At 66.5% G+C, this 17,912-nt stretch carries 14 protein-coding genes and 1 pseudogene; 11 read left to right on the forward strand and 4 right to left on the reverse strand.

The annotated features are described in order from the left end of the window. Positions 1 to 391: 391 nt before the first annotated feature. The 5 genes and pseudogenes from xdhA to L6D89_RS32885 all read left to right on the forward strand — a co-directional run bounded on the left by xdhA (position 392) and on the right by L6D89_RS32885 (position 7,242). Positions 392 to 1,816 (forward strand): xanthine dehydrogenase small subunit, encoded by a 1,425-nt coding sequence (xdhA, locus tag L6D89_RS26200; protein WP_236201635.1) that lies wholly within the window; start codon positions 392 to 394, stop codon positions 1,814 to 1,816. After that, complete coding sequence (gene xdhB / locus L6D89_RS26205) at positions 1,809 to 4,349, forward strand: xanthine dehydrogenase molybdopterin binding subunit (protein ID WP_236201636.1); 2,541 nt, start codon at positions 1,809 to 1,811, stop codon at positions 4,347 to 4,349. The genes xdhA and xdhB overlap by 8 nt, the downstream gene beginning before the upstream one ends. Continuing rightward, positions 4,346 to 5,206, forward strand: a complete 861-nt coding sequence (gene xdhC / locus L6D89_RS26210) for a xanthine dehydrogenase accessory protein XdhC (protein ID WP_236201637.1) — start codon at positions 4,346 to 4,348, stop codon at positions 5,204 to 5,206. The genes xdhB and xdhC overlap by 4 nt, the downstream gene beginning before the upstream one ends. Positions 5,207 to 5,352: 146 nt before the next feature. After that, positions 5,353 to 6,375, forward strand: a pseudogene (locus L6D89_RS32880) (HAMP domain-containing protein); the annotation flags it as partial. A gap of 138 nt (positions 6,376 to 6,513) precedes the next feature. Beyond that, a complete protein-coding gene (locus L6D89_RS32885) occupies positions 6,514 to 7,242 on the forward strand; it encodes a methyl-accepting chemotaxis protein (protein WP_373874991.1) in 729 nt (242 codons plus the stop codon). A 472-nt stretch (positions 7,243 to 7,714) separates the two neighbouring features. On the opposite strand, the gene L6D89_RS26220 is transcribed toward L6D89_RS32885, so the two are convergent. The 4 genes from L6D89_RS26220 to L6D89_RS26235 form a co-directional block, all read right to left on the reverse strand. Continuing rightward, the gene (locus L6D89_RS26220; RefSeq protein ID WP_236201639.1) at positions 7,715 to 8,305 is read right to left on the reverse strand and encodes an IMPACT family protein; all 591 of its coding nucleotides are present in this window, start codon (positions 8,303 to 8,305) and stop codon (positions 7,715 to 7,717) included. Beyond that, positions 8,302 to 8,973 carry a TetR/AcrR family transcriptional regulator gene (locus tag L6D89_RS26225; protein WP_236201640.1) on the reverse strand — a complete coding sequence of 224 codons (672 nt, stop codon included), beginning with the start codon at positions 8,971 to 8,973 and terminating at the stop codon, positions 8,302 to 8,304. The genes L6D89_RS26220 and L6D89_RS26225 overlap by 4 nt, the downstream gene beginning before the upstream one ends. A gap of 138 nt (positions 8,974 to 9,111) precedes the next feature. Continuing rightward, on the reverse strand, positions 9,112 to 9,513 hold the full coding sequence (locus L6D89_RS26230) for a hypothetical protein (RefSeq protein WP_236201641.1): 402 nt from the start codon (positions 9,511 to 9,513) through the stop codon (positions 9,112 to 9,114). A gap of 186 nt (positions 9,514 to 9,699) precedes the next feature. After that, positions 9,700 to 10,536: an outer membrane protein OmpK gene (locus tag L6D89_RS26235; protein ID WP_236172221.1), complete on the reverse strand. Its 837-nt coding sequence runs from the start codon at positions 10,534 to 10,536 to the stop codon at positions 9,700 to 9,702. 570 nt (positions 10,537 to 11,106) lie between these two features. Between L6D89_RS26235 and L6D89_RS26240 the strand changes: the two genes are divergently transcribed. From L6D89_RS26240 to L6D89_RS26265, 6 genes are all read left to right on the forward strand, one after another. Continuing rightward, on the forward strand, positions 11,107 to 11,904 hold the full coding sequence (locus tag L6D89_RS26240; protein WP_236201667.1) for an AraC family transcriptional regulator: 798 nt from the start codon (positions 11,107 to 11,109) through the stop codon (positions 11,902 to 11,904). A gap of 341 nt (positions 11,905 to 12,245) precedes the next feature. After that, complete coding sequence (locus L6D89_RS26245; protein ID WP_236201642.1) at positions 12,246 to 13,553, forward strand: MFS transporter; 1,308 nt, start codon at positions 12,246 to 12,248, stop codon at positions 13,551 to 13,553. Positions 13,554 to 13,696: 143 nt separating this feature from the next. After that, complete coding sequence (locus L6D89_RS26250; protein ID WP_236172222.1) at positions 13,697 to 14,320, forward strand: ABC transporter ATP-binding protein; 624 nt, start codon at positions 13,697 to 13,699, stop codon at positions 14,318 to 14,320. Continuing rightward, positions 14,317 to 15,117 (forward strand): ABC transporter permease, encoded by an 801-nt coding sequence (locus L6D89_RS26255; RefSeq protein ID WP_236201643.1) that lies wholly within the window; start codon positions 14,317 to 14,319, stop codon positions 15,115 to 15,117. Before L6D89_RS26250 ends, L6D89_RS26255 begins: the two co-directional genes overlap by 4 nt. 48 nt (positions 15,118 to 15,165) lie before the next feature. Further along, the gene (locus L6D89_RS26260) at positions 15,166 to 15,849 is read left to right on the forward strand and encodes an SDR family oxidoreductase (RefSeq protein WP_236201644.1); all 684 of its coding nucleotides are present in this window, start codon (positions 15,166 to 15,168) and stop codon (positions 15,847 to 15,849) included. Positions 15,850 to 16,127: 278 nt separating this feature from the next. Further along, the gene (locus L6D89_RS26265; protein WP_233296943.1) at positions 16,128 to 17,486 is read left to right on the forward strand and encodes an 8-oxoguanine deaminase; all 1,359 of its coding nucleotides are present in this window, start codon (positions 16,128 to 16,130) and stop codon (positions 17,484 to 17,486) included. Positions 17,487 to 17,912: the final 426 nt, after the last annotated feature.

Genomic DNA, 17,912 nt, shown 5'->3' on the forward strand with positions numbered 1-17,912 from the left:
AGAAAAGGCCCATTGATTTAGGGCATCACGAATATTGAGTATCTCTATCGAGATATCTATAAAAGGAAGAAGTTTCCTATCAAGCGAAACGCGGCATCCGATGACTGGCTTGCTCTCGCAAGGCGTCTGCCCAGCGGATTTCCGCCCTTCCCGGGCTATCCGCCAGCGCACGCCGGAACGTCCACCTTCGCCCGGTCGTGCCGCGAGGACAACACCAGTCGCGACGTACGGTACTCGCAACGCTGCTGGTCCGGCGGTTTTTCCTGCCTCACTGGTCAAGCCGGCCCACAAGCCTATGCTTGTGCCTGAGAGCCGTTCGCCACGGCTCCCGACGCCCACGGACAGCCTTCGCGACGCGGCGCAGCCGCACGCATGACGACGAGGACTCCCGATGATCCAGTTCCTGCTCGGCGACGAGAGCGTCCAGGTTGACGGACTCGCACCCGAGACCAGCCTGCTCGATTACCTGCGCATCCACCGCGCGCGTACCGGCACCAAGGAGGGCTGCGCCTCGGGCGACTGTGGCGCCTGTACCGTGGTGCTCGCCGAGCCCGAGGGCGAAGCGCTGCGCTACCGCGCAGTGAATGCCTGTATCACGCTGCTGGGCGCGGTGCACGGCCGCCAGGTGCTGACCGTCGAGCACCTGGGCGAGCCGGGCGTGCTGCATCCGGTGCAGCAGGCAATGGTCGACTGCCACGGGTCGCAGTGCGGCTTCTGCACGCCGGGTATCGTCATGTCGCTGTTCGCCTGGCGCCACTCGCCGCCACCGCACGACCGCGAAACGGCGCTCACCGCGCTCTCCGGCAACCTGTGTCGCTGCACCGGCTACCGGCCGATCCTCGAGGCTGCCAAGCAGATAGCCGGGCAAGCGTGCCTCGACAACTTCGAGCAGAACAGCGCCCTGACCGTCGCCCGCCTGCGGGAGATATCCACTGCCGGCACGCTGCGCGACGGCCAGGCTCAGGCCTGGTTGCCCAGCTCGCTCGATGAACTGGACGACTTGCTTCAGCGCTACCCGCAGGCGCGGCTGATCGCCGGCGGCACCGACCTGGCCCTGGAAGCCACACAGAATCTCAAGGCGTTCCCGGCATTGATCCATCTCGACCGGGTCAGTGAACTGCTGCGCCTGGAGGTCCACCCCGGGCACCTGCTGATCGGCGCGGCGCGGGCCTATACCGACTGCCTCGAAGCGCTGCAGGAGTTCCCCGGCGTCGCCGCCCTGCTGGAGCGCCTCGGCTCGCTGCAGATCCGCCAGCGCGGCACTCTTGGCGGTAACATCGCCAACGCCTCGCCCATCGGCGATATGCCGCCGGTGCTGCTCGCCCTGGATGCGCGCCTGCGCCTGCGCAGGGCAGGCGCCGTACGCGAGGTCCCCATCGAAGGGTTTTTCAGCGGCTACCGCAAGACACTCCTGCAGCCCGGCGAATACATCGAGGCGGTTGTGATCCCGCGCCTGCGCGATAACCAGCGGTTCCGCGTCGACAAGGTGTCCAAGCGCCGCGACGACGATATTTCCGCGGTGTGTCTGGCACTGCGACTCGACCTTGACGACAGCGGCAGCGTCATCGACACGCGCCTCGCCTGCGGCGGCATGGCAGCCACGCCACTGCGGGGCGCGCGGAGCGAAGCGGCCTTGCGCGGCAGGCCTTTCGACGCCGCGGCCGTGGCTGCCGCACAAGCCGCGATCGCGCAGGATTTCCAGCCCATCGACGACCTGCGCGCCAGCGCCGCCTATCGCCTGAAAGTGGCGCAGAACCTGTTGCAGCGCGCACTACTGGAATGGTCCGAATGCCCTGCGGAGGTGCACCATGCGTAGCCTGCCACCGCTGGCCAGCAATGGCGCCGCGGGCGCCATCCACAGCGCGGGCAAGCCGCGCGAGCACGACAGCGCCGCCCTCCACGTGAGCGGCGCCGCGCGCTACGTGGACGACCTGAAGGAGCCACGCGAACTGCTGCACGCGGCTGTCGGCCTGAGTGAAATCGCCTGCGGCGCCGTGCTGTCCCTTGATCTCGACGCCGTGCGCAGTGCGCCCGGCGTGGTGGCCGTGCTGACCCTGGACGACGTGCCCGGCCACACCGACATCGGGCCGGTGTTCCCCGGTGATCCGCTGCTGGCTGGCGAGCGGGTGAAATACCACGGCCAGGCCCTGTTCGCGGTCGCCGCCGAAAGCCTGATCCAGGCACGCCGGGCGGTGCGTCTGGCAAAGGTTGAGTATGCCAAGGAAGACCCGCTGATCGACCCGCTGCGAGCCAAGGCCGAAGAGCGCTTCGTGCGCCCGCCGCACCACATGCGCCGGGGCGATGCGCAAGCGGCGCTGGAGCAGGCGCCGCAGGTGCTCGAAGCCCGGCAGTTCATCGGCGGCCAGGAGCATTTCTACCTCGAAGGCCAGGCCTCGCTCGCCCTGCCCGGCGACGACGGCGGCATGCTGGTGCACACCTCCAGCCAGCACCCCAGCGAAGTGCAGAAACTGGTGGCCGAGGTACTGGCAATTCCGCTGGCCAAGGTCACCGTGGAAGTGCGCCGCATGGGCGGCGGCTTCGGCGGCAAGGAAACTCAGGCCGCGCCATTCGCCTGCCTCGCCGCATTGCTGGCACACAAGACCGGCCGCGCAGTGAAGCTGCGCCTGCCGCGTGCCGACGACATGCGCCTGACCGGCAAGCGCCACCCCTTCCACAACCGCTACCGCATCGGCTTCGACAACCAGGGCCGGCTGCTCGCCGCGCAGCTTGAAGTGGTGGGCGACTGCGGCCATTCGCCGGACCTCTCCGACGCCATCGTCGACCGCGCCATGTTCCATGCCGACAACGCCTACTTCATCCCCGACGTGGCCATCTCCGGCTACCGCAGCTTCACCAACATCGTCTCGCACACCGCCTTCCGCGGCTTCGGCGGGCCGCAGGGGATGATGATCATCGAGCGCGCCATGGACGACATCGCCCGCGCCGTGGGCAAGGACCCGCTCGAGGTGCGCAAGCTCAACCTCTACGGCGGAATGGGGCGCGAGCTGACGCCCTACCACCAGAAGGTCGAGCACAACCTGCTGGGCGAGCTGATCGCGCGCCTGGAGACAAGCAGCGACTACGCCGCGCGCCGCTCGGCGATCCACGACTTCAACGCGCGGAGCCCGGTGCTGAAGAAAGGCCTCGCACTGACCCCGGTGAAGTTCGGTATTTCCTTCACCGCGCAGCACCTCAACCAGGCCGGCGCGCTGATCCACCTCTACACCGACGGCAGTATCCAGCTGAACCACGGCGGCACCGAGATGGGCCAGGGCCTGAACATCAAGGTCGCGCAGATCGTCGCCGAGGAATTCCAGGTGCCGCTGGAGCGTGTGGTGATCACCGCGACGCGTACCGACAAGGTGCCCAATACCTCGCCCACCGCCGCTTCCAGCGGCACCGACCTGAATGGCATGGCCGCTCGCGACGCGGCGCGCACGCTGAAGAAGCGGCTGATCGACTTCCTCGCCGACCGCGATGGCGTGAAGCCGCAGGAGATTCGCTTCGAGCACGGCGGTGTGACGGTCGGGGCGCAGCACCTGGGCTTCACCGAGATCATCCAGGCCGCCTACTTCGCGCGCATCCAGCTTTCCGCCACCGGTTTCTACCGCACGCCGAAAATCTTCTACGACCGTGAGAAGGGCCAGGGCCATCCGTTCTTCTACTTCGCCTACGGCGCGGCAGTGTCAGAGGTGACAATCGACACGCTTACCGGCGAGTACCGCGTACTGCGCGTGGACATCCTTCACGACGTCGGCCGCAGCGTGAACCCGGCCATCGACATCGGCCAGATCGAAGGCGGCTTCATCCAGGGCATGGGTTGGCTGACCACCGAGGAGCTGCGCTGGGACGACTCCGGCAAGCTGCTCACGGTGGGGCCGGCGACCTACAAGATCCCGGCAGCGAGCGACGCGCCGGAAGACTTCCGCGTGACGCTGTTCGAGCGCCCCAACGAGGAAGACAGCGTGTACCTCTCCAAGGCGGTGGGCGAGCCACCATTCATGCTGGCGATCTCGGTGTGGTCGGCGCTGCGCGACGCCATCGCCAGCCTCGCGGACTACCGCCTGAGTCCCGACCTGGATACGCCGGCGACACCGGAGCGGGTGCTATGGGCTTGCGAGGCGGTACGCCGTTCGGAGCAGGAGCGCCCTCACCCTAAGCCTCTCCCGCAAGCGGGAGAGGGGACCGATCGGCATACAGCGAACCCGCGAATTCAGCCGGAATCCGCGGCAACGGGCGATCCACTGAGCATGACCGCTGCAGCAGACAACCCCCTCTCCCTCCGGGAGAGGGTTGGGGTGAGGGGAGAACAGCCCACACCGAACTCGAAAGAAGGCCCAGTGCAATGACCACCACCTGGATGGACGCCATCGCCCGCCTGCGCGACAGCGCCGAGAGCTACGTGCTGATCACCGTGATCGGCGTACAGGGTTCCACGCCCCGCGAGTCCGGCAGCAAGATGCTGGTCACCGCCGGGGAAACCTTCGACACCATCGGCGGCGGCCACCTGGAGTTCGCCGCCATCGAGCACGCGCGCCAACTGCTGCTGGCCGGCAAGGACAGCCAGGCGCTGGAACACTTCCCTCTCGGCGCGCGGCTGGGCCAATGCTGCGGCGGGCGTGCCAGCCTGCTGTTCGAATGTTTCGCCGCGCGCGGGCCGCAGGTCGTACTGTTCGGTGCCGGCCATGTCGGCCGCGCCCTCGCACCGCTGTTGGCGGGGCTGCCACTACGCCTGGAATGGGTGGACAGCCGCGCGGCGGAGTTTCCCCAGTCCGTCCCCGAGGGCGTGCGCATGCGCCTGCTGGAAGAGCCGGAAGACGCCGTGCACGAAGCGCCACCGGGCAGTTACTTCCTGGTCATGACCCACAACCACCCGCTGGACTACGCCATCGCCGAGGCCGTGCTCAAGCGCGGCGACGCCGGCTTCCTCGGCATGATCGGTTCGCGCACCAAGGCGCGGCGCTTCCAGATGCGGCTGGAACAGCACGGTTATCCACAGCAGGTGATCGCGCAGATGCATTGCCCCATCGGCCTGGCCGAAGTGCCGGGCAAACGCCCGCTGGAAGTAGCCATCTCGGTCGCCGCCCAGGTGATCGCCCGCTATCACCAGGACGCCCCCGCCCGGCAGACGCGCGAAGGGGTGGATTGGGCGGCGCTGTGTAGCGAAGGCGCGTGCAGCGACGCGCCGGCGGACGCAAAAACCTGACCAGTGGGACAACAGTTTTTCCCGCCGCCGCCGATACACTCAACGACCCCGTCTCTTCGCCCGCCACTGGCGGGCGTTTCGTTGTGCGTTCGGAGGAAAACAAGAATATGCGCCTGCGAAGTATCCAGACCCAGCTCATCGTCAGCATGGGCGCCGCCCTGCTCATCAGCCTGCTCATCGTCCTCGGCCTGTATGCCGTGCTGGTCAACCGCCTGAGCGAGCGCTACCTGCTCGAACAGGCGCTGCCGGCGAGCATCCAGGCGATTGCCAATGACTTCGAAAAGCGCCTCACCGGCCCCATCACCGCAGCGGCCGGGATCGCCGACAACACCCTGGTTCAGGATTGGCTGGCCGCAGGCGAAAGCCCCGAGCAACTGGCCGAGTTCACCCGTTACCTGGGTGGCATCCGCGCCTCGCAGAAGGCCTTCTCCGCGCTGATCACCTCCAACGCCAGCGGCGCCTACTACAGCGACAAGGGCAAGGAGCGCACGCTGAGCCGCAGCGAGCCGAAGGACAGCTGGTACTTCCAGTTCATCGACAGCGGCAAGCCGCGCATGTGGAACATCGACACCGACGGCAGCACCGGCGAACTGGCGCTGTTCATCGACCAGCGCGTGGAGCGCGACGGCAAGCTGCTGGGCATCGCCGGGTTGGGCCTGGAGATGCGCGAGCTGTCGACGCTGATCCGCGACTTCCGCTTCGGCTTGTCCGGGCGCGTGTACCTGGTGAAGAACGATGGCCAGGTGCAGATCCACCCCGACGCGTCGCTGCCCAAGGGGCGCAACCTCGGCGACCTGATCGGTGCCAGCGCCGCGAGCGCACTGCTCGGCCAGCAGGGCTTCCACAGCGCCCGTTTCAAGCGCGACGGCGAAGACTACCTGGCCGCCAGCCTGCCGCTGCATGACCTGGGCTGGACGCTGGTGAGCGAAGTGCCGGAAGCGGAAATCTACGCCGACGCCCGCGAGGCGCTGGCCTTCTCCGGGCTGGCCGGGGCCCTGGTCGCCCTGCTCTGCCTGGCCCTGGTGGTGCTGATGGCACGCAGCCTGGCCCGGCCGATCCGCCAGGTGACCAGCGCGCTGCTGGAAATCGGCGGCGGTGGCGGTGACCTCACCCGCCGCCTGGACGAAAGCCGCGCCGACGAGTTGGGCGACCTGGCCCGAGGCTTCAATCGCTTCCTCGAAGGGCAGCGCGCATTGATTGGCGCCGTGCTGGGCACCAGCCAGCAATTGCTGCGCACCGTTGGCGAAGTGGCGCAGGTGGTGGATAACACCGCCGAGCGCACCGGCCGCCAGCAGGAGATGACCGACATGGTCGCCACGGCGGTGAACGAGATGGGCAGCACAGTGCAGGAAATCGCCCGCAACGCCGAACAGGCCGCCAGCGCCTCGCAGCAGGCACGGGAAGAAGCCGGCGCAGCGCGCCGTGTGGTCGGCGGCTCGCTGCAGGTGGGCCGGCGCATGTCCGGGGAGATCGGCGAGGCCGCCAGCGCCGTGGGTGAACTGGCCGGCCAGGTGGCGAGCATCGACCAGGTACTGGCGGTGATCCGCGGCGTCTCCGAGCAGACCAACCTGCTCGCCCTCAACGCCGCCATCGAGGCGGCGCGTGCCGGCGAGCTGGGCCGAGGCTTCGCCGTGGTCGCCGATGAAGTGCGCACGCTGGCCAGCCGCACCCAGGGCTCCACCGACGAAATCCTCACGATCATCCAGCGCCTGAAGGGCGGTGCGGAGGCCGCAGTGCGCTCGATGCAATCCAGCCAGCAGACCACCGGACAGAGCCTGGCCGCCAGCGAACAGGCTGGTGCCTCGCTGGGCGCCATCGCCGATCAGGTGGAACGCATCAGCGACATCAACCACCAGGTCGCCACGGCCACCGAGGAGCAGTCGGCGGTGACCGAGGAGATCAACCGCAACGTGCAGGGCATCGCCGACCTCGCCCACGCCACCACCCGTGAAGTGCAGCATGGCCGCGAGCAATGCCGCGAGCTGCGCTCCCTGGCCGACGACCTGGCGCGGCAGATGGCGCAGTTCCGCCTGTGAACAGCGCTGGCACCGGCTATGCGCCGGTGCCTTTTCCCCAGCGTTATCCACAGATTTTCCAAGCGAAACGGCAGCCTTGCCGCTATTGCAGACGGGTGATGGCGGCCGATCAGCGCACGAAGTGTCACGCCAGCGAGACACCTTGCCCACAACTTGCCCACAGTTTGTTCAGAGACTTTCCCCCAGCCCTCCGGGCTCCACCCGCGAACCCGTCGAAAAGCCCAGGCCCAGGCACTGCAAGCCCTGCATCAATCCAATGAATAATTCACCGAGCGGTCAGAAGTGGCGTCTGACAATGTTCCGGGGAAATTTCACCCACACCTTTTCCACAGCTTGTTCATATTTTGTTCAACAGACCCGAAAGCAATTGTTCAAAAAATGAGCGAAGCGCTGAAGGCTGCGGAGTACGTGGGCAGGAGCAGTCCTGCCACAGGTTATCCACAGGCGGCTCCACGGTGTTTGGGGAGAACAATCAGGCGTCCAGCAACTGCGCCTGGACACGACCGCGGCTGAGGTCACTGAGGAGCTTCTGCAGGGACTCGACCTCGGTGGTCGGCAGGGTCAGCGTCAGGCGCACGCCTGCGGCGCCAAAGGCTTCGTCCTCGACACTGGCACCCAGCGCCAGCACCCGCGCCTTGAACAGCGCGTGCTCGGCGAAACTGCAGTCGAACGCCAGCCGACTGCTGGGTACCAGTTCGATGCGCTCGGCGTCCTGCAGGCATTTCGCTGCGCAACCGCCATAGGCGCGGGCGAGGCCACCGGTACCGAGCTTGATGCCGCCGAACCAGCGGCTGACGACGACCACCACGCGGTCCATGTCCTGCCCTTCGATGGCCACCAGCATGGGCCGGCCGGCGGTGCCGCCGGGCTCGCCGTCATCGCTGAAGCGGTACTGGTTGCCCAGCTTCCACGCCCAGCAGTTGTGCCCGGCGCTGGCGTCCCGGTGCGCAGCGAGGAAGGCCTGGGCCTCGGCCTCGCTGGCGATCGGTGCGGCGACGCACTGGAAGCGGCTCTTGCGGATGTCTTCTTCGTACCGGGCGAGGCCGGCCAGGGTGAAACTCATGCCGAGGTCGACGGCGGCGTCAGCCCGCAACCCTTGAGGATGATGCGGATGAGGTTGTCGCTGGCATCGCTGAAGTCCTGCCTGGACAGGCGCTTGCGGCCGGTGACGAAGCCGATCTGGGCGGCGAAGTCGGCGTAGTGCTGGGTGCTGCTCCAGATCAGGAAGATCAGGTTCACCGGGTCTACGGCGTCCATCTTGCCGGCGTCGATCCAGGCCTGGAACACCGCGGCGCGGCCGGAGAACCAGGTGCGGTAGTCCTGGCTGAAGTGCTCGGAGAGACATTCGCCGCCGCTGATGATCTCCATGGCGAAGACGCGCGAGGCCTGCGGGTAGCGGCGGGAAAATTCCATCTTGGCGCGGATGTAGGCGGCCAGCGCCACGGCCGGGTCATCGTCCACGGTCAGGTGGTTGAAGGTGCTGTCCCACAGCTCGAGGATGTTGCTCAGCACCGCCACATACAGCCCCAGCTTGTTGCTGAAGTAGTAGTGCAGGTTGGCCTTGGGCAGGCCGACGCGCTGGGCGATGGTGTTCATGCTGGTGCCCTTGAAACCGTGGCGGGCGAACTCCTCCTCGGCGGCGGCGAGAATGGCTTCCTCGTTCTTCTGGCGAATGCGGCCGGCGGGTTTTTCACCGTTGGACGCGGTATGGGCGGGTACCTGGAGGGTCATGCGGGAAGTCCGTGCATTGAGCGGGGGCGCTGCATGGATAACCCAGGCGGGTGGAGGGATTCAAGCGAAAGGAGCGAAATCGTCGAAGCGGTGAGCCGCCACCATGAAGCCCCCGGCAGGCCGCCGGGGGCTTGCGGGTCACTTGGCAGCAACCGTACCAGCGGTGTTGTGATGACCACCGCCACCGCCGCTGTTGCCAATGGCCACTCCAGCGGCCACTACTGCGGCACCGATACCCACGGCGGCCCCTACAGTGAGCGAACCTACCAGCGGCGTGCTCAGGCCCAGCGAGGAAGTAGCAGACGGCACTGCCGCGGCGGTCTCAGCGGCAGCGGTGCCAGCAGCTGCATCAGCAGCGCCAATGGAAGCGCCTTCCACCTCGCTGGCCGCAGCAGCGACAGGGGCATCGACGGCGCTGCTGTAGAAGCCGCCCTGGTGGCCTTTCTCATACTGCGAAAGGGGTTTTACAGTGCCGGGTGGCGCCGCCATCAGCGGCAGGCTGACACTGGCGATCAAGGATGCTAACAACAGTTTTTTCATGGAAATCTCCACAGGTGCTCACAATGAGCTACGGACTGTGGGCCTAGCTGCGAATATCCACCATCGGTGAAGACTTATTCCGCTTAGGAATTTTCCAATACCTGAACAAGATCGTCCCGCTCCTGCCGGATCGGCACGAGCGGGACGCAAGCCTCACTGCGCCGGTGAGGCCTTCAGGGGATCAGGTCAGAAGTGGTACTTGACCAGCGCGCTGACGGTGTTCTGGTCGGTAGTGAAATACTGCGAATCCTTGATGCCGTACTTGTCGGACCAGTAGTCGTACTCGATACCCACGTACAGGTGCTTGGCCTCGTAACCCATGGCCTTGCCCAGGTCGTACTTGAGCTGCGGGTTGAAGTGCAGGTTGGCGTGGTAGTCCGACTGGTTGCGGTGGCTGGAGCTGGCGTCCTTGTTGTTCACCACCCAGTCCATGAAACCGTCGAAGAGGATGTCGGAATTGCCCACCGGGAAGGTGATGGCCCAGGCCGGGGTGATCTGCCAGGCGCCGGACGGCACGCGGTTGCCATCGGGCTTGCGGTAGTAGAAGTTCAGCTGGAAGTAATCGAAGCCCGGCAGCGCCAGGTCGAAGCCCGGGCCGAGCAGGTAGGACTCGACGTCGCCTTCACCGAACTCGTAGGTGCTGGCCAGGAGCACGTCCTTGACCGGGCCGAAGGACAGGTCGGTGCCGGTGATCTTGCCGAACGACAGGCGCGGGCTGAACTCACCGTAGTAGGTGTTCTTGCCGTTGGTGGCGCTTTCCTTGCCGTTGTAGTTGATCTGGTCGACGAAGAACCAGATGTCGCCCCAGGTCCAGGCGCTCGCGCTCTCGAAGGTGAAGGTCTGCTGGATCGGCGGGTCTACCTTGAAGTTCTTGCCCCACAGGTAGGTCAGGCTTTCGTTGTGCCAGATCAGCGGACCATCGTTGACGGCCGGGGCCGGGCTCAGGTCTTCACCGCCAGCCATGGCCTGCCCGGCCGCGAGCAGCCCGCCGGCGAGCAGCAGGGATGCGAGAGTGCGAGTCATGCGTTGCTCCTAATCAGTGCAGTCGTGTTGCGTTTTTAATTGTCGGTGGAACCTGTCCATCCGGTCAGGCCTGGCGAGGAAAAGCAAGATTGGCGCCAATCCTGACCAGATGTTCCACTTTTATGACGAACCCCTGCGGATCCGCTCCTTTGGCAGGGAAGACGCAGGTGCACGGGACGGGCAATTTCCTGACCCACAGGACAACTTCGCCTGTTTCGAGGGCATCGGCCCCAGCAGGAGGCACTGCATGGGCAAGCGCCCACCAGAAGATTGGATACATGACAAACCTGTGTTGAAACGAATCAACACAAATTGTGTATACAACTGTCTTGTGGGAAATCTACCCAACAGCCGTCGGAACACACCACGCGTTTTTCCGGGCGCGGATAATGCCAGACAAGGGCCTTCACCACACCTGTCAGCGTGCCTCGGGCTGCCGGGCGGTCGGCTGATCGGGCGCCTGTTTCGCCCTGCGCACCAGGCCGCTCTGGCCGCGAACTGCTCTGCTCCAGCTTGAGGCCGGTACGACGGCCTGCCAGACTCTGCCAACCAGCGACACTCTGGCAAGATATACCGATGAAAGGACAACCCCCTGAACTGCAACGCCTGATCCCGGTGCTCGAGCGCCTGCCCCGGCCGGTCTATGCGCGCGCCGAGCGGTTGCGCGCGGGCTCGTGGACCAGCCGGCACCACCACGCGTGGGTGCAGTTGTCCTACGCCATCACCGGCGTGCTCGGGGTGCATACCGCCGAAGGCAGTTTCTTCGCACCGCCCCAGCGGGCGATCTGGATTCCGGCGTTCCTCGACCATGAGGTGGTGACCTCGACCCAGGCCGAAATGCGCAGCCTGTACATCCGCGACGACGCCTGCCGCTGGGCCCCGGACCGCTGCCGCGTGCTGGAGGTGACACCCCTGGCACGCGAGCTGATCAAGAGCTTCTGCGAGCTGCCGGTGGATTATCCACAGGGCGACAGTGCCGAATCCCGGCTGGTAGATGTGCTGCTGGACCAGCTGCGCGATCTGCCGGAAGTCGCCTTCTCCCTGCCGATGCCGCAGGAGGGCCGGCTGCTGCAGTTGTGCCAGACGCTGATCGACCATCCCACCGACAGCCACACCCTGGGCGACTGGGCGCAACGTATCGGCACCTCGGAGAAGACCTTGTCGCGACTGTTCCAGCGCGAGACCGGGATGACCTTCCGCCTGTGGCGCCAACGCCAGCGCCTGCTCGCTTCCCTCGGTTCGCTGGAGGCCGGCGACAGCGTTACCGCCGCAGCGCTGGATTGCGGGTATGACTCCACATCGGCCTATATCGCGTCGTTCAAGGGGTTGTTCGGCTTTACGCCGGGGGATCTGTTCCGCCAGCGGTGACCGTGCCGGCGGGTAGCGATCGCGGACGGAGTCCGCTCCTACCTAAAGCCCACCGTCGCGTAGGAGCGGACTCCGTCCGCGATTGGCCGAAACTCGCTCCGAATCATCGCCGAATCGCCTCTTGTACGTCGGCGGATTTCCGCTCACACCGCGCCAGGATAGGCGCCGCTTCGCCTGCCCGAACACCCACCTGAAAATCCCAACCCTTAGTGCCACGCGGCTTTCGCGCCTTGGCACGCTGCCTGCTATCGCCCTCGACACTGCGCCGCCCTCGCGGCGCGCCGGCGTGGCGTAACCCGCAGTCCGCACGCCTGACGACAACAACGACAAGAGGAACACCCATGGATAGCGCAAGCGCCGTCTCCGCTTCTGCCGCACCCCGCACGACTTCCCAGCGCATCAAGTCGATCTTCAGTGGCTCGGTCGGCAACCTGGTCGAGTGGTACGACTGGTACGTCTACGCCGCCTTCTCGCTGTACTTCGCCAAGGCATTCTTCCCCCAGGGCGACATGACCGCCCAGTTGCTGAACACCGCCGCGATCTTCGCCGTGGGCTTCCTGATGCGTCCGATCGGCGGCTGGCTGATGGGTATCTATGCCGACCGCAAGGGCCGCAAGGCGGCGCTGCTGGCGTCGGTCCTGCTGATGTGCTTCGGCTCGCTGATCATCGCCCTGACTCCCAGCTATGAAACCATCGGCGTCGGCGCGCCGATCCTGCTGGTGCTGGCGCGGCTGCTGCAGGGCCTGTCGGTCGGCGGCGAATACGGCACTTCCGCAACCTACCTGAGCGAGATGGCCAACAAGGAGCAGCGCGGCTTCTTCTCCAGCTTCCAGTACGTAACCCTGATCTCCGGCCAGCTCATCGCGCTGGCGGTGCTGATCGTCCTGCAGCGGACCCTGACCGTCGAGCAGCTGGAAAGCTGGGGCTGGCGTATTCCGTTCTTCATCGGCGCGCTGTGCGCGGTGGTGGCCATGTTCCTGCGTCGCGGCATGGAAGAGACCGAATCCTTCAGCACCAAGAAGGACGAGCCCAAGGAAAGCCTGATCCGCACCCTGTTCCGCCATCCCAAGGAAGTGCTCACCGTGGTCGGCCTGACCATGGGCGGTACGCTGGCCTTCTACACGTACACCACGTACATGCAGAAGTACCTGGTGAACACCGTGGGCATGAGCAAGAACGACTCGACCATGATCTCGGCGGCCACGCTGTTCCTGTTCATGCTGCTGCAGCCCATCGTCGGCGCGCTGTCGGACAAGATCGGCCGCCGTCCGATCCTGATCGCCTTCGGCGTGTTGGGCACCGTGTTCACCTACCCGATCCTCAGCACCCTGCACACCATCGACACCTGGTGGGGCGCGTTCTTCCTGATCATGGCCGCACTGGTCATCGTCAGCGGCTACACCTCGATCAACGCCGTGGTGAAAGCCGAGCTGTTCCCCACCGAGATCCGCGCCCTGGGCGTGGGCCTGCCGTACGCACTCACCGTGTCGATCTTCGGCGGTACCGCCGAGTACGTGGCGCTGTGGTTCAAGAGCATCGGCATGGAGAGCGGCTTCTACTGGTACGTCACCGCGTGCATCGCCTGCTCGCTGCTGGTCTACGTGACCATGAAGGACACCCAGAAGCACTCGAAGATCACCACTGACTGATTGGGCTGCTTGCCCAGGCCCCGGCGCACACTCGCCGGGGCTTTTTATCCACAAGGCCCGGCGCATGCCGGGCCTTGTCGTTTCTGCGGTGACGCGCGACGCTGCGCTATCCTCGCCAGCGTCACGGTCGCGTAGCCAATCCCATGAGTCCCTCCCCCTTTCCCGTCGGCACGTTGAGCGCGCGCGCTCTGCGCGGCGCCCTCAGCGGGCCGTTCGATCTCGATCTGGACCCCGGCCGCTGTACGGTGCTCAGCGGTCCGTCCGGCATCGGCAAGAGCCTTCTGCTGCGAATGATCGCCGACCTCGACCCGAACCAGGGCGTCGTCAGCCTGGGCGGGGTCAGCCGCGAAAGCCAGCCAGCCCATGTGTGGCGGCGCTGGGTGACCTACGTGCCGGCAGAGTCCGGCTGGTGGGAAGACGACGTCGCCGCGCATTTCGCCGACCCCGATGGGGCGCGTCGCCTGCTGCCGCAAGTGAACCTCGACCCGGCGCTGCTCAGGGCGCAGGTCACACAGCTGTCGACAGGCGAGCGGCAGCGCCTGGCCCTGGTCCGTGCGCTGTTGCAGCAGCCGCATTTCCTCCTGCTCGACGAGCCGACCGCGGCGCTGGACCCGGACAATCGCGAGCATGTCGAACGCCTGCTGCTGGCGGCCAAGGCGCAAGGCATGGGCCTGCTGGTGGTGACCCACGATGCCGAACAGGCGCGGCGCCTCGGCGAGCGACAACTGCACCTGGACCACGACGGACTGACGGAGCTGCACCCATGACGCCGCTGCAACTGAGCGTGCCGGAGCTGGCCCTGGCGGCCATGCTGATCGTCGCGGCGGCGGCGCTGTCCTGGGCGCTGCGCCTGGGCCTGCAACGCACGCTGCTGATCTCCGCCGCCCGCCTGGTGGTGCAACTGGTGCTGGTGGGACTGTTCCTGCGCCAGGTGTTTGCACTGTCCTCGCCCTGGCTGACGGCGCTGGTAATCGCCGTGATGCTGGGCGCGGCGACCTTCGAGGTCGGTTCGCGGCAGCGTCGGCGCCTGGTCGGTCTGTGGCACCTGGGCATCGGTGGCAGCAGCGTCGGCATCGCCACCCTGGGCATCGCCCTCTTCGCCCTGGCCGGCAGCCTGCGCCCGACGCCCTGGTACGACGCACGCCACGCCATCCCGCTGGTGGGCATCATCCTCGGCACGGCGATGAATGCCGCGAGCCTCGCGCTGAACCAGGTATTCGCCGGCGTCACCCGCGAGCGAGCCGCCATCGAGGCCCGCCTGGCCCTGGGTGCCGACCGCCATACGGCGTTCAGCGGCCTGATCCGCCGGGCGCTCTACACCGGACTCATTCCGACGCTGAACCAGATGGCGGCGGCCGGCATCATCACCCTGCCGGGCATCATGACCGGCCAGATCCTCGCCGGCATGGACCCACTGGATGCCGCGCGCTACCAGATCCTGCTGATGTTCCTGCTCGCCGGCGCCGGCTTCATCGCCGCCCTGGGTGCTGTCTACCTGTCGCTCTGGCGACTCAGCGACCCCCGTGAGCGCCTGCGCCTGGACCGCCTGCGCACGGAAGATTGAAGCGCGCCGGCGTATGCTGCTCACTTTCCCCTGTCACAGGAGCCTGCCATGACCACCCCGAAATCCGCCCTGATCATCGGTGCCTCCCGCGGCCTCGGCCTGGGCCTGGTACGCGAGCTGCTCGATCGCGGCTGGGACGTCACCGCCTCCGTGCGCGACGCCGCCCAGCCCGGCGAGCTGGCCGCACTGCCGGTGCGCGTCGAGTCGCTGCTGCTGGACGACGTGCACTCCCAGGACCGCCTCGCCGAAGCCCTGGCCGGCTCGCGCTTCGATCTCATCTACATCAACGCCGGCATCTACGGCCCACCACACCAGTCGGCCATCGACGCCAATCTCGCCGATGTCGGCCAGTTGTTCATGGTCAACGCCATCGCTCCGCTGCGCCTGGCCGAGCGCCTGCTGCCGCGGCTGGACGGCGACAGCGGCGTGCTGGCCTTCATGACCTCGGAACTGGGTAGCGTCGCCGGCAACCAGTCCGGCGGCATGGCGCTGTACCGCGCGAGCAAGGCGGCGCTGAATTCGCTGACCCGCAGCTTCGTCGCCGAGCTGGGCGAAACCGGCATCACCGTGCTCAACCTGCATCCGGGCTGGGTGCGCACCGACATGGGTGGCGAGTCCGCCCCGCTGGACGTGCAGACCAGCGTCAAAGGCCTGGCCGACCAGGTCGAAGGCCACGCCGGCCGTGGCGGCCAGTTCTACCTGGACTACCAGGGAACGACGATCGACTGGTGACGACGGCATTCGAGCCCGTTACTATGAGCGTTCTCTTGACCCCCATGTCAGGTTCTACGAGCTAGAGCCAGGCAAGGCGGCGGTTGGCGAGAAAGCGCAGTTGACTCCAGTCAATGAGCATTTCTCGACAATCGCCAACGCCGCATGGCCGACGCGCAGCGAACCGCCAGGGTGCGAGGGAACCTGGATCAGCAGACAGGGTGAACACTGAGCTGGCTTCCCATGAACCCATGGAGCCGGCTCGAACGAACGGCTCCGTCCGTTTGGAGAATTCATCCATGTCTTCCCCGCGTCTCTGGCTGCGCAACCCGCTGGCCATCTTCACCGCTAACGATCAGGACGCCCGTGGCGGCATCGTCGTCCAGGACGGCCGTATCGTCGAACTGGTCGCTGCCGGCCAGCAGCCCTCGGCTCCCGTCCAGCAGACCTTCGACGCCAGCCAGCACGTGCTGACGCCCGGCCTGATCAACACCCACCACCACTTCTACCAGACCCTCACCCGCGCCTGGGCGCCGGTGGTGAACCAGCCGCTGTTCCCCTGGCTGAAGACCCTCTACCCGGTATGGGCGCGCCTGACCCCTGACCAGCTCGGCGTGGCCACCAAGGTCGCCCTGGCCGAGCTGCTGCTCTCGGGCTGCACCACCGCCGCCGACCACCACTACCTGTTCCCCGACGGCCTTGAACAAGCCATCGACGTGCAGGCCGGGGTGGTCCAGGAACTGGGCATGCGCGCCATGCTCACCCGCGGGTCCATGAGCCTGGGCGAAGCCGATGGCGGCCTGCCGCCGCAGCAGACCGTGCAGAGCGCCGAAGACATTCTCGACGACAGCCAGCGGCTGATCCGCGAGTACCACCAGCGCGGCGAAGGCGCCCAGGTGCAGATCGCCCTGGCGCCCTGCTCGCCGTTCTCGGTCACCCCGGAAATCATGCGCGCCAGCGCCGAACTGGCCGAGCGCGAGGACGTGCGCCTGCACACCCACCTCGCCGAAACCCTCGATGAAGAGGACTTCTGCCTGCAGCGCTTCGGCCAGCGCACCGTGGATTACCTGGACAGCGTCGGCTGGCTCGGCCCGCGCACCTGGCTGGCCCACGGCATCCACTTCAACGATGAGGAAATCCAGCGCCTGGGCGCCGCCGGTACCGGCGTCTGCCACTGCCCCAGCTCGAACATGCGCCTGGCCTCGGGCATCTGCCCGACCGTGGCGCTGGAAGCCGCTGGCGCGCCGGTGGGCATCGGCGTGGACGGCTCGGCCTCCAACGACGCCTCCAACATGATCCTCGAAGCCCGCCAGGCCCTGTATATCCAGCGCCTGCGCTATGGCGCCGAGCAGATCACCCCGGAGCGCGCGCTGGGCTGGGCAACCAAGGGCTCGGCCAAGCTCATCGGCCGCAGCGACATCGGTGAACTGGCCGTGGGCAAGCAGGCGGACCTGGCGCTGTTCAAGCTCGACGAACTGCGCTTCTCCGGCAGCCACGACCCGCTCTCCGCGCTGCTGCTGTGTGGCGCCGACAAGGCTGATCGAATCATGATCGGCGGCACCTGGCGGGTCGTCGACGGCGAAGTCGAAGGCCTCGACCTCAAGCGCCTGATCGCCGACCACACCCAGGCGGCGCGCAAGCTGCTCGGTACGCTGTAAACACCCTCCGCGCCCTTACGAGCGGAGCCCCTCACCCTAACCCTCTCCCGCAAGCGGGAGAGGGGACCGCTCGGTGCAGGGAGAACCTCCAGCGTCAGCCGGCACAATCTGCCCCCTCTCCCTATGGGAGAGGGCTGGGGTGAGGGCACGCGCCGAGCGAATATCGGCTCGCCTGTAATCCGCTCTACTCAGCCTGCCAACAAGCTTCCTAACCGAAGACCATCACGTGGCTCCGGATGCCATTCCCGCGGGCACGTTTTGCCATCGAAAAATCGCTACAGCCCGCGCCACACAAGGGCTGCGCACTACCGCCCGTCGCCATCCAGGCAACCGCGATGAACGGTCATTCAGCAAAAACCCCTCTAGATCAAGGGTCTATCCCTTACGACGGGAATATGCCGTCAGTTTGACATCACCCATTGGCAC

The sequence above is a fragment of the Pseudomonas pseudonitroreducens genome, assembly GCF_021603645.1.
GTDB lineage: Bacteria > Pseudomonadota > Gammaproteobacteria > Pseudomonadales > Pseudomonadaceae > Pseudomonas > Pseudomonas pseudonitroreducens.

Coding starts and splice junctions, on each gene's coding strand:
- xdhA (WP_236201635.1), top strand. CDS start 392: ATGATCCAGTTCCTGCTCGGCGACGAGAGCGTCCAGGTTGACGGACTC.
- xdhB (WP_236201636.1), top strand. CDS start 1,809: ATGCGTAGCCTGCCACCGCTGGCCAGCAATGGCGCCGCGGGCGCCATC.
- xdhC (WP_236201637.1), top strand. CDS start 4,346: ATGACCACCACCTGGATGGACGCCATCGCCCGCCTGCGCGACAGCGCC.
- L6D89_RS32885 (WP_373874991.1), top strand. CDS start 6,514: ATGGTCGCCACGGCGGTGAACGAGATGGGCAGCACAGTGCAGGAAATC.
- L6D89_RS26220 (WP_236201639.1), bottom strand. CDS start 8,305: ATGAGTTTCACCCTGGCCGGCCTCGCCCGGTACGAAGAAGACATCCGC.
- L6D89_RS26225 (WP_236201640.1), bottom strand. CDS start 8,973: ATGACCCTCCAGGTACCCGCCCATACCGCGTCCAACGGTGAAAAACCC.
- L6D89_RS26230 (WP_236201641.1), bottom strand. CDS start 9,513: ATGAAAAAACTGTTGTTAGCATCCTTGATCGCCAGTGTCAGCCTGCCG.
- L6D89_RS26235 (WP_236172221.1), bottom strand. CDS start 10,536: ATGACTCGCACTCTCGCATCCCTGCTGCTCGCCGGCGGGCTGCTCGCG.
- L6D89_RS26245 (WP_236201642.1), top strand. CDS start 12,246: ATGGATAGCGCAAGCGCCGTCTCCGCTTCTGCCGCACCCCGCACGACT.
- L6D89_RS26250 (WP_236172222.1), top strand. CDS start 13,697: ATGAGTCCCTCCCCCTTTCCCGTCGGCACGTTGAGCGCGCGCGCTCTG.
- L6D89_RS26255 (WP_236201643.1), top strand. CDS start 14,317: ATGACGCCGCTGCAACTGAGCGTGCCGGAGCTGGCCCTGGCGGCCATG.
- L6D89_RS26260 (WP_236201644.1), top strand. CDS start 15,166: ATGACCACCCCGAAATCCGCCCTGATCATCGGTGCCTCCCGCGGCCTC.
- L6D89_RS26265 (WP_233296943.1), top strand. CDS start 16,128: ATGTCTTCCCCGCGTCTCTGGCTGCGCAACCCGCTGGCCATCTTCACC.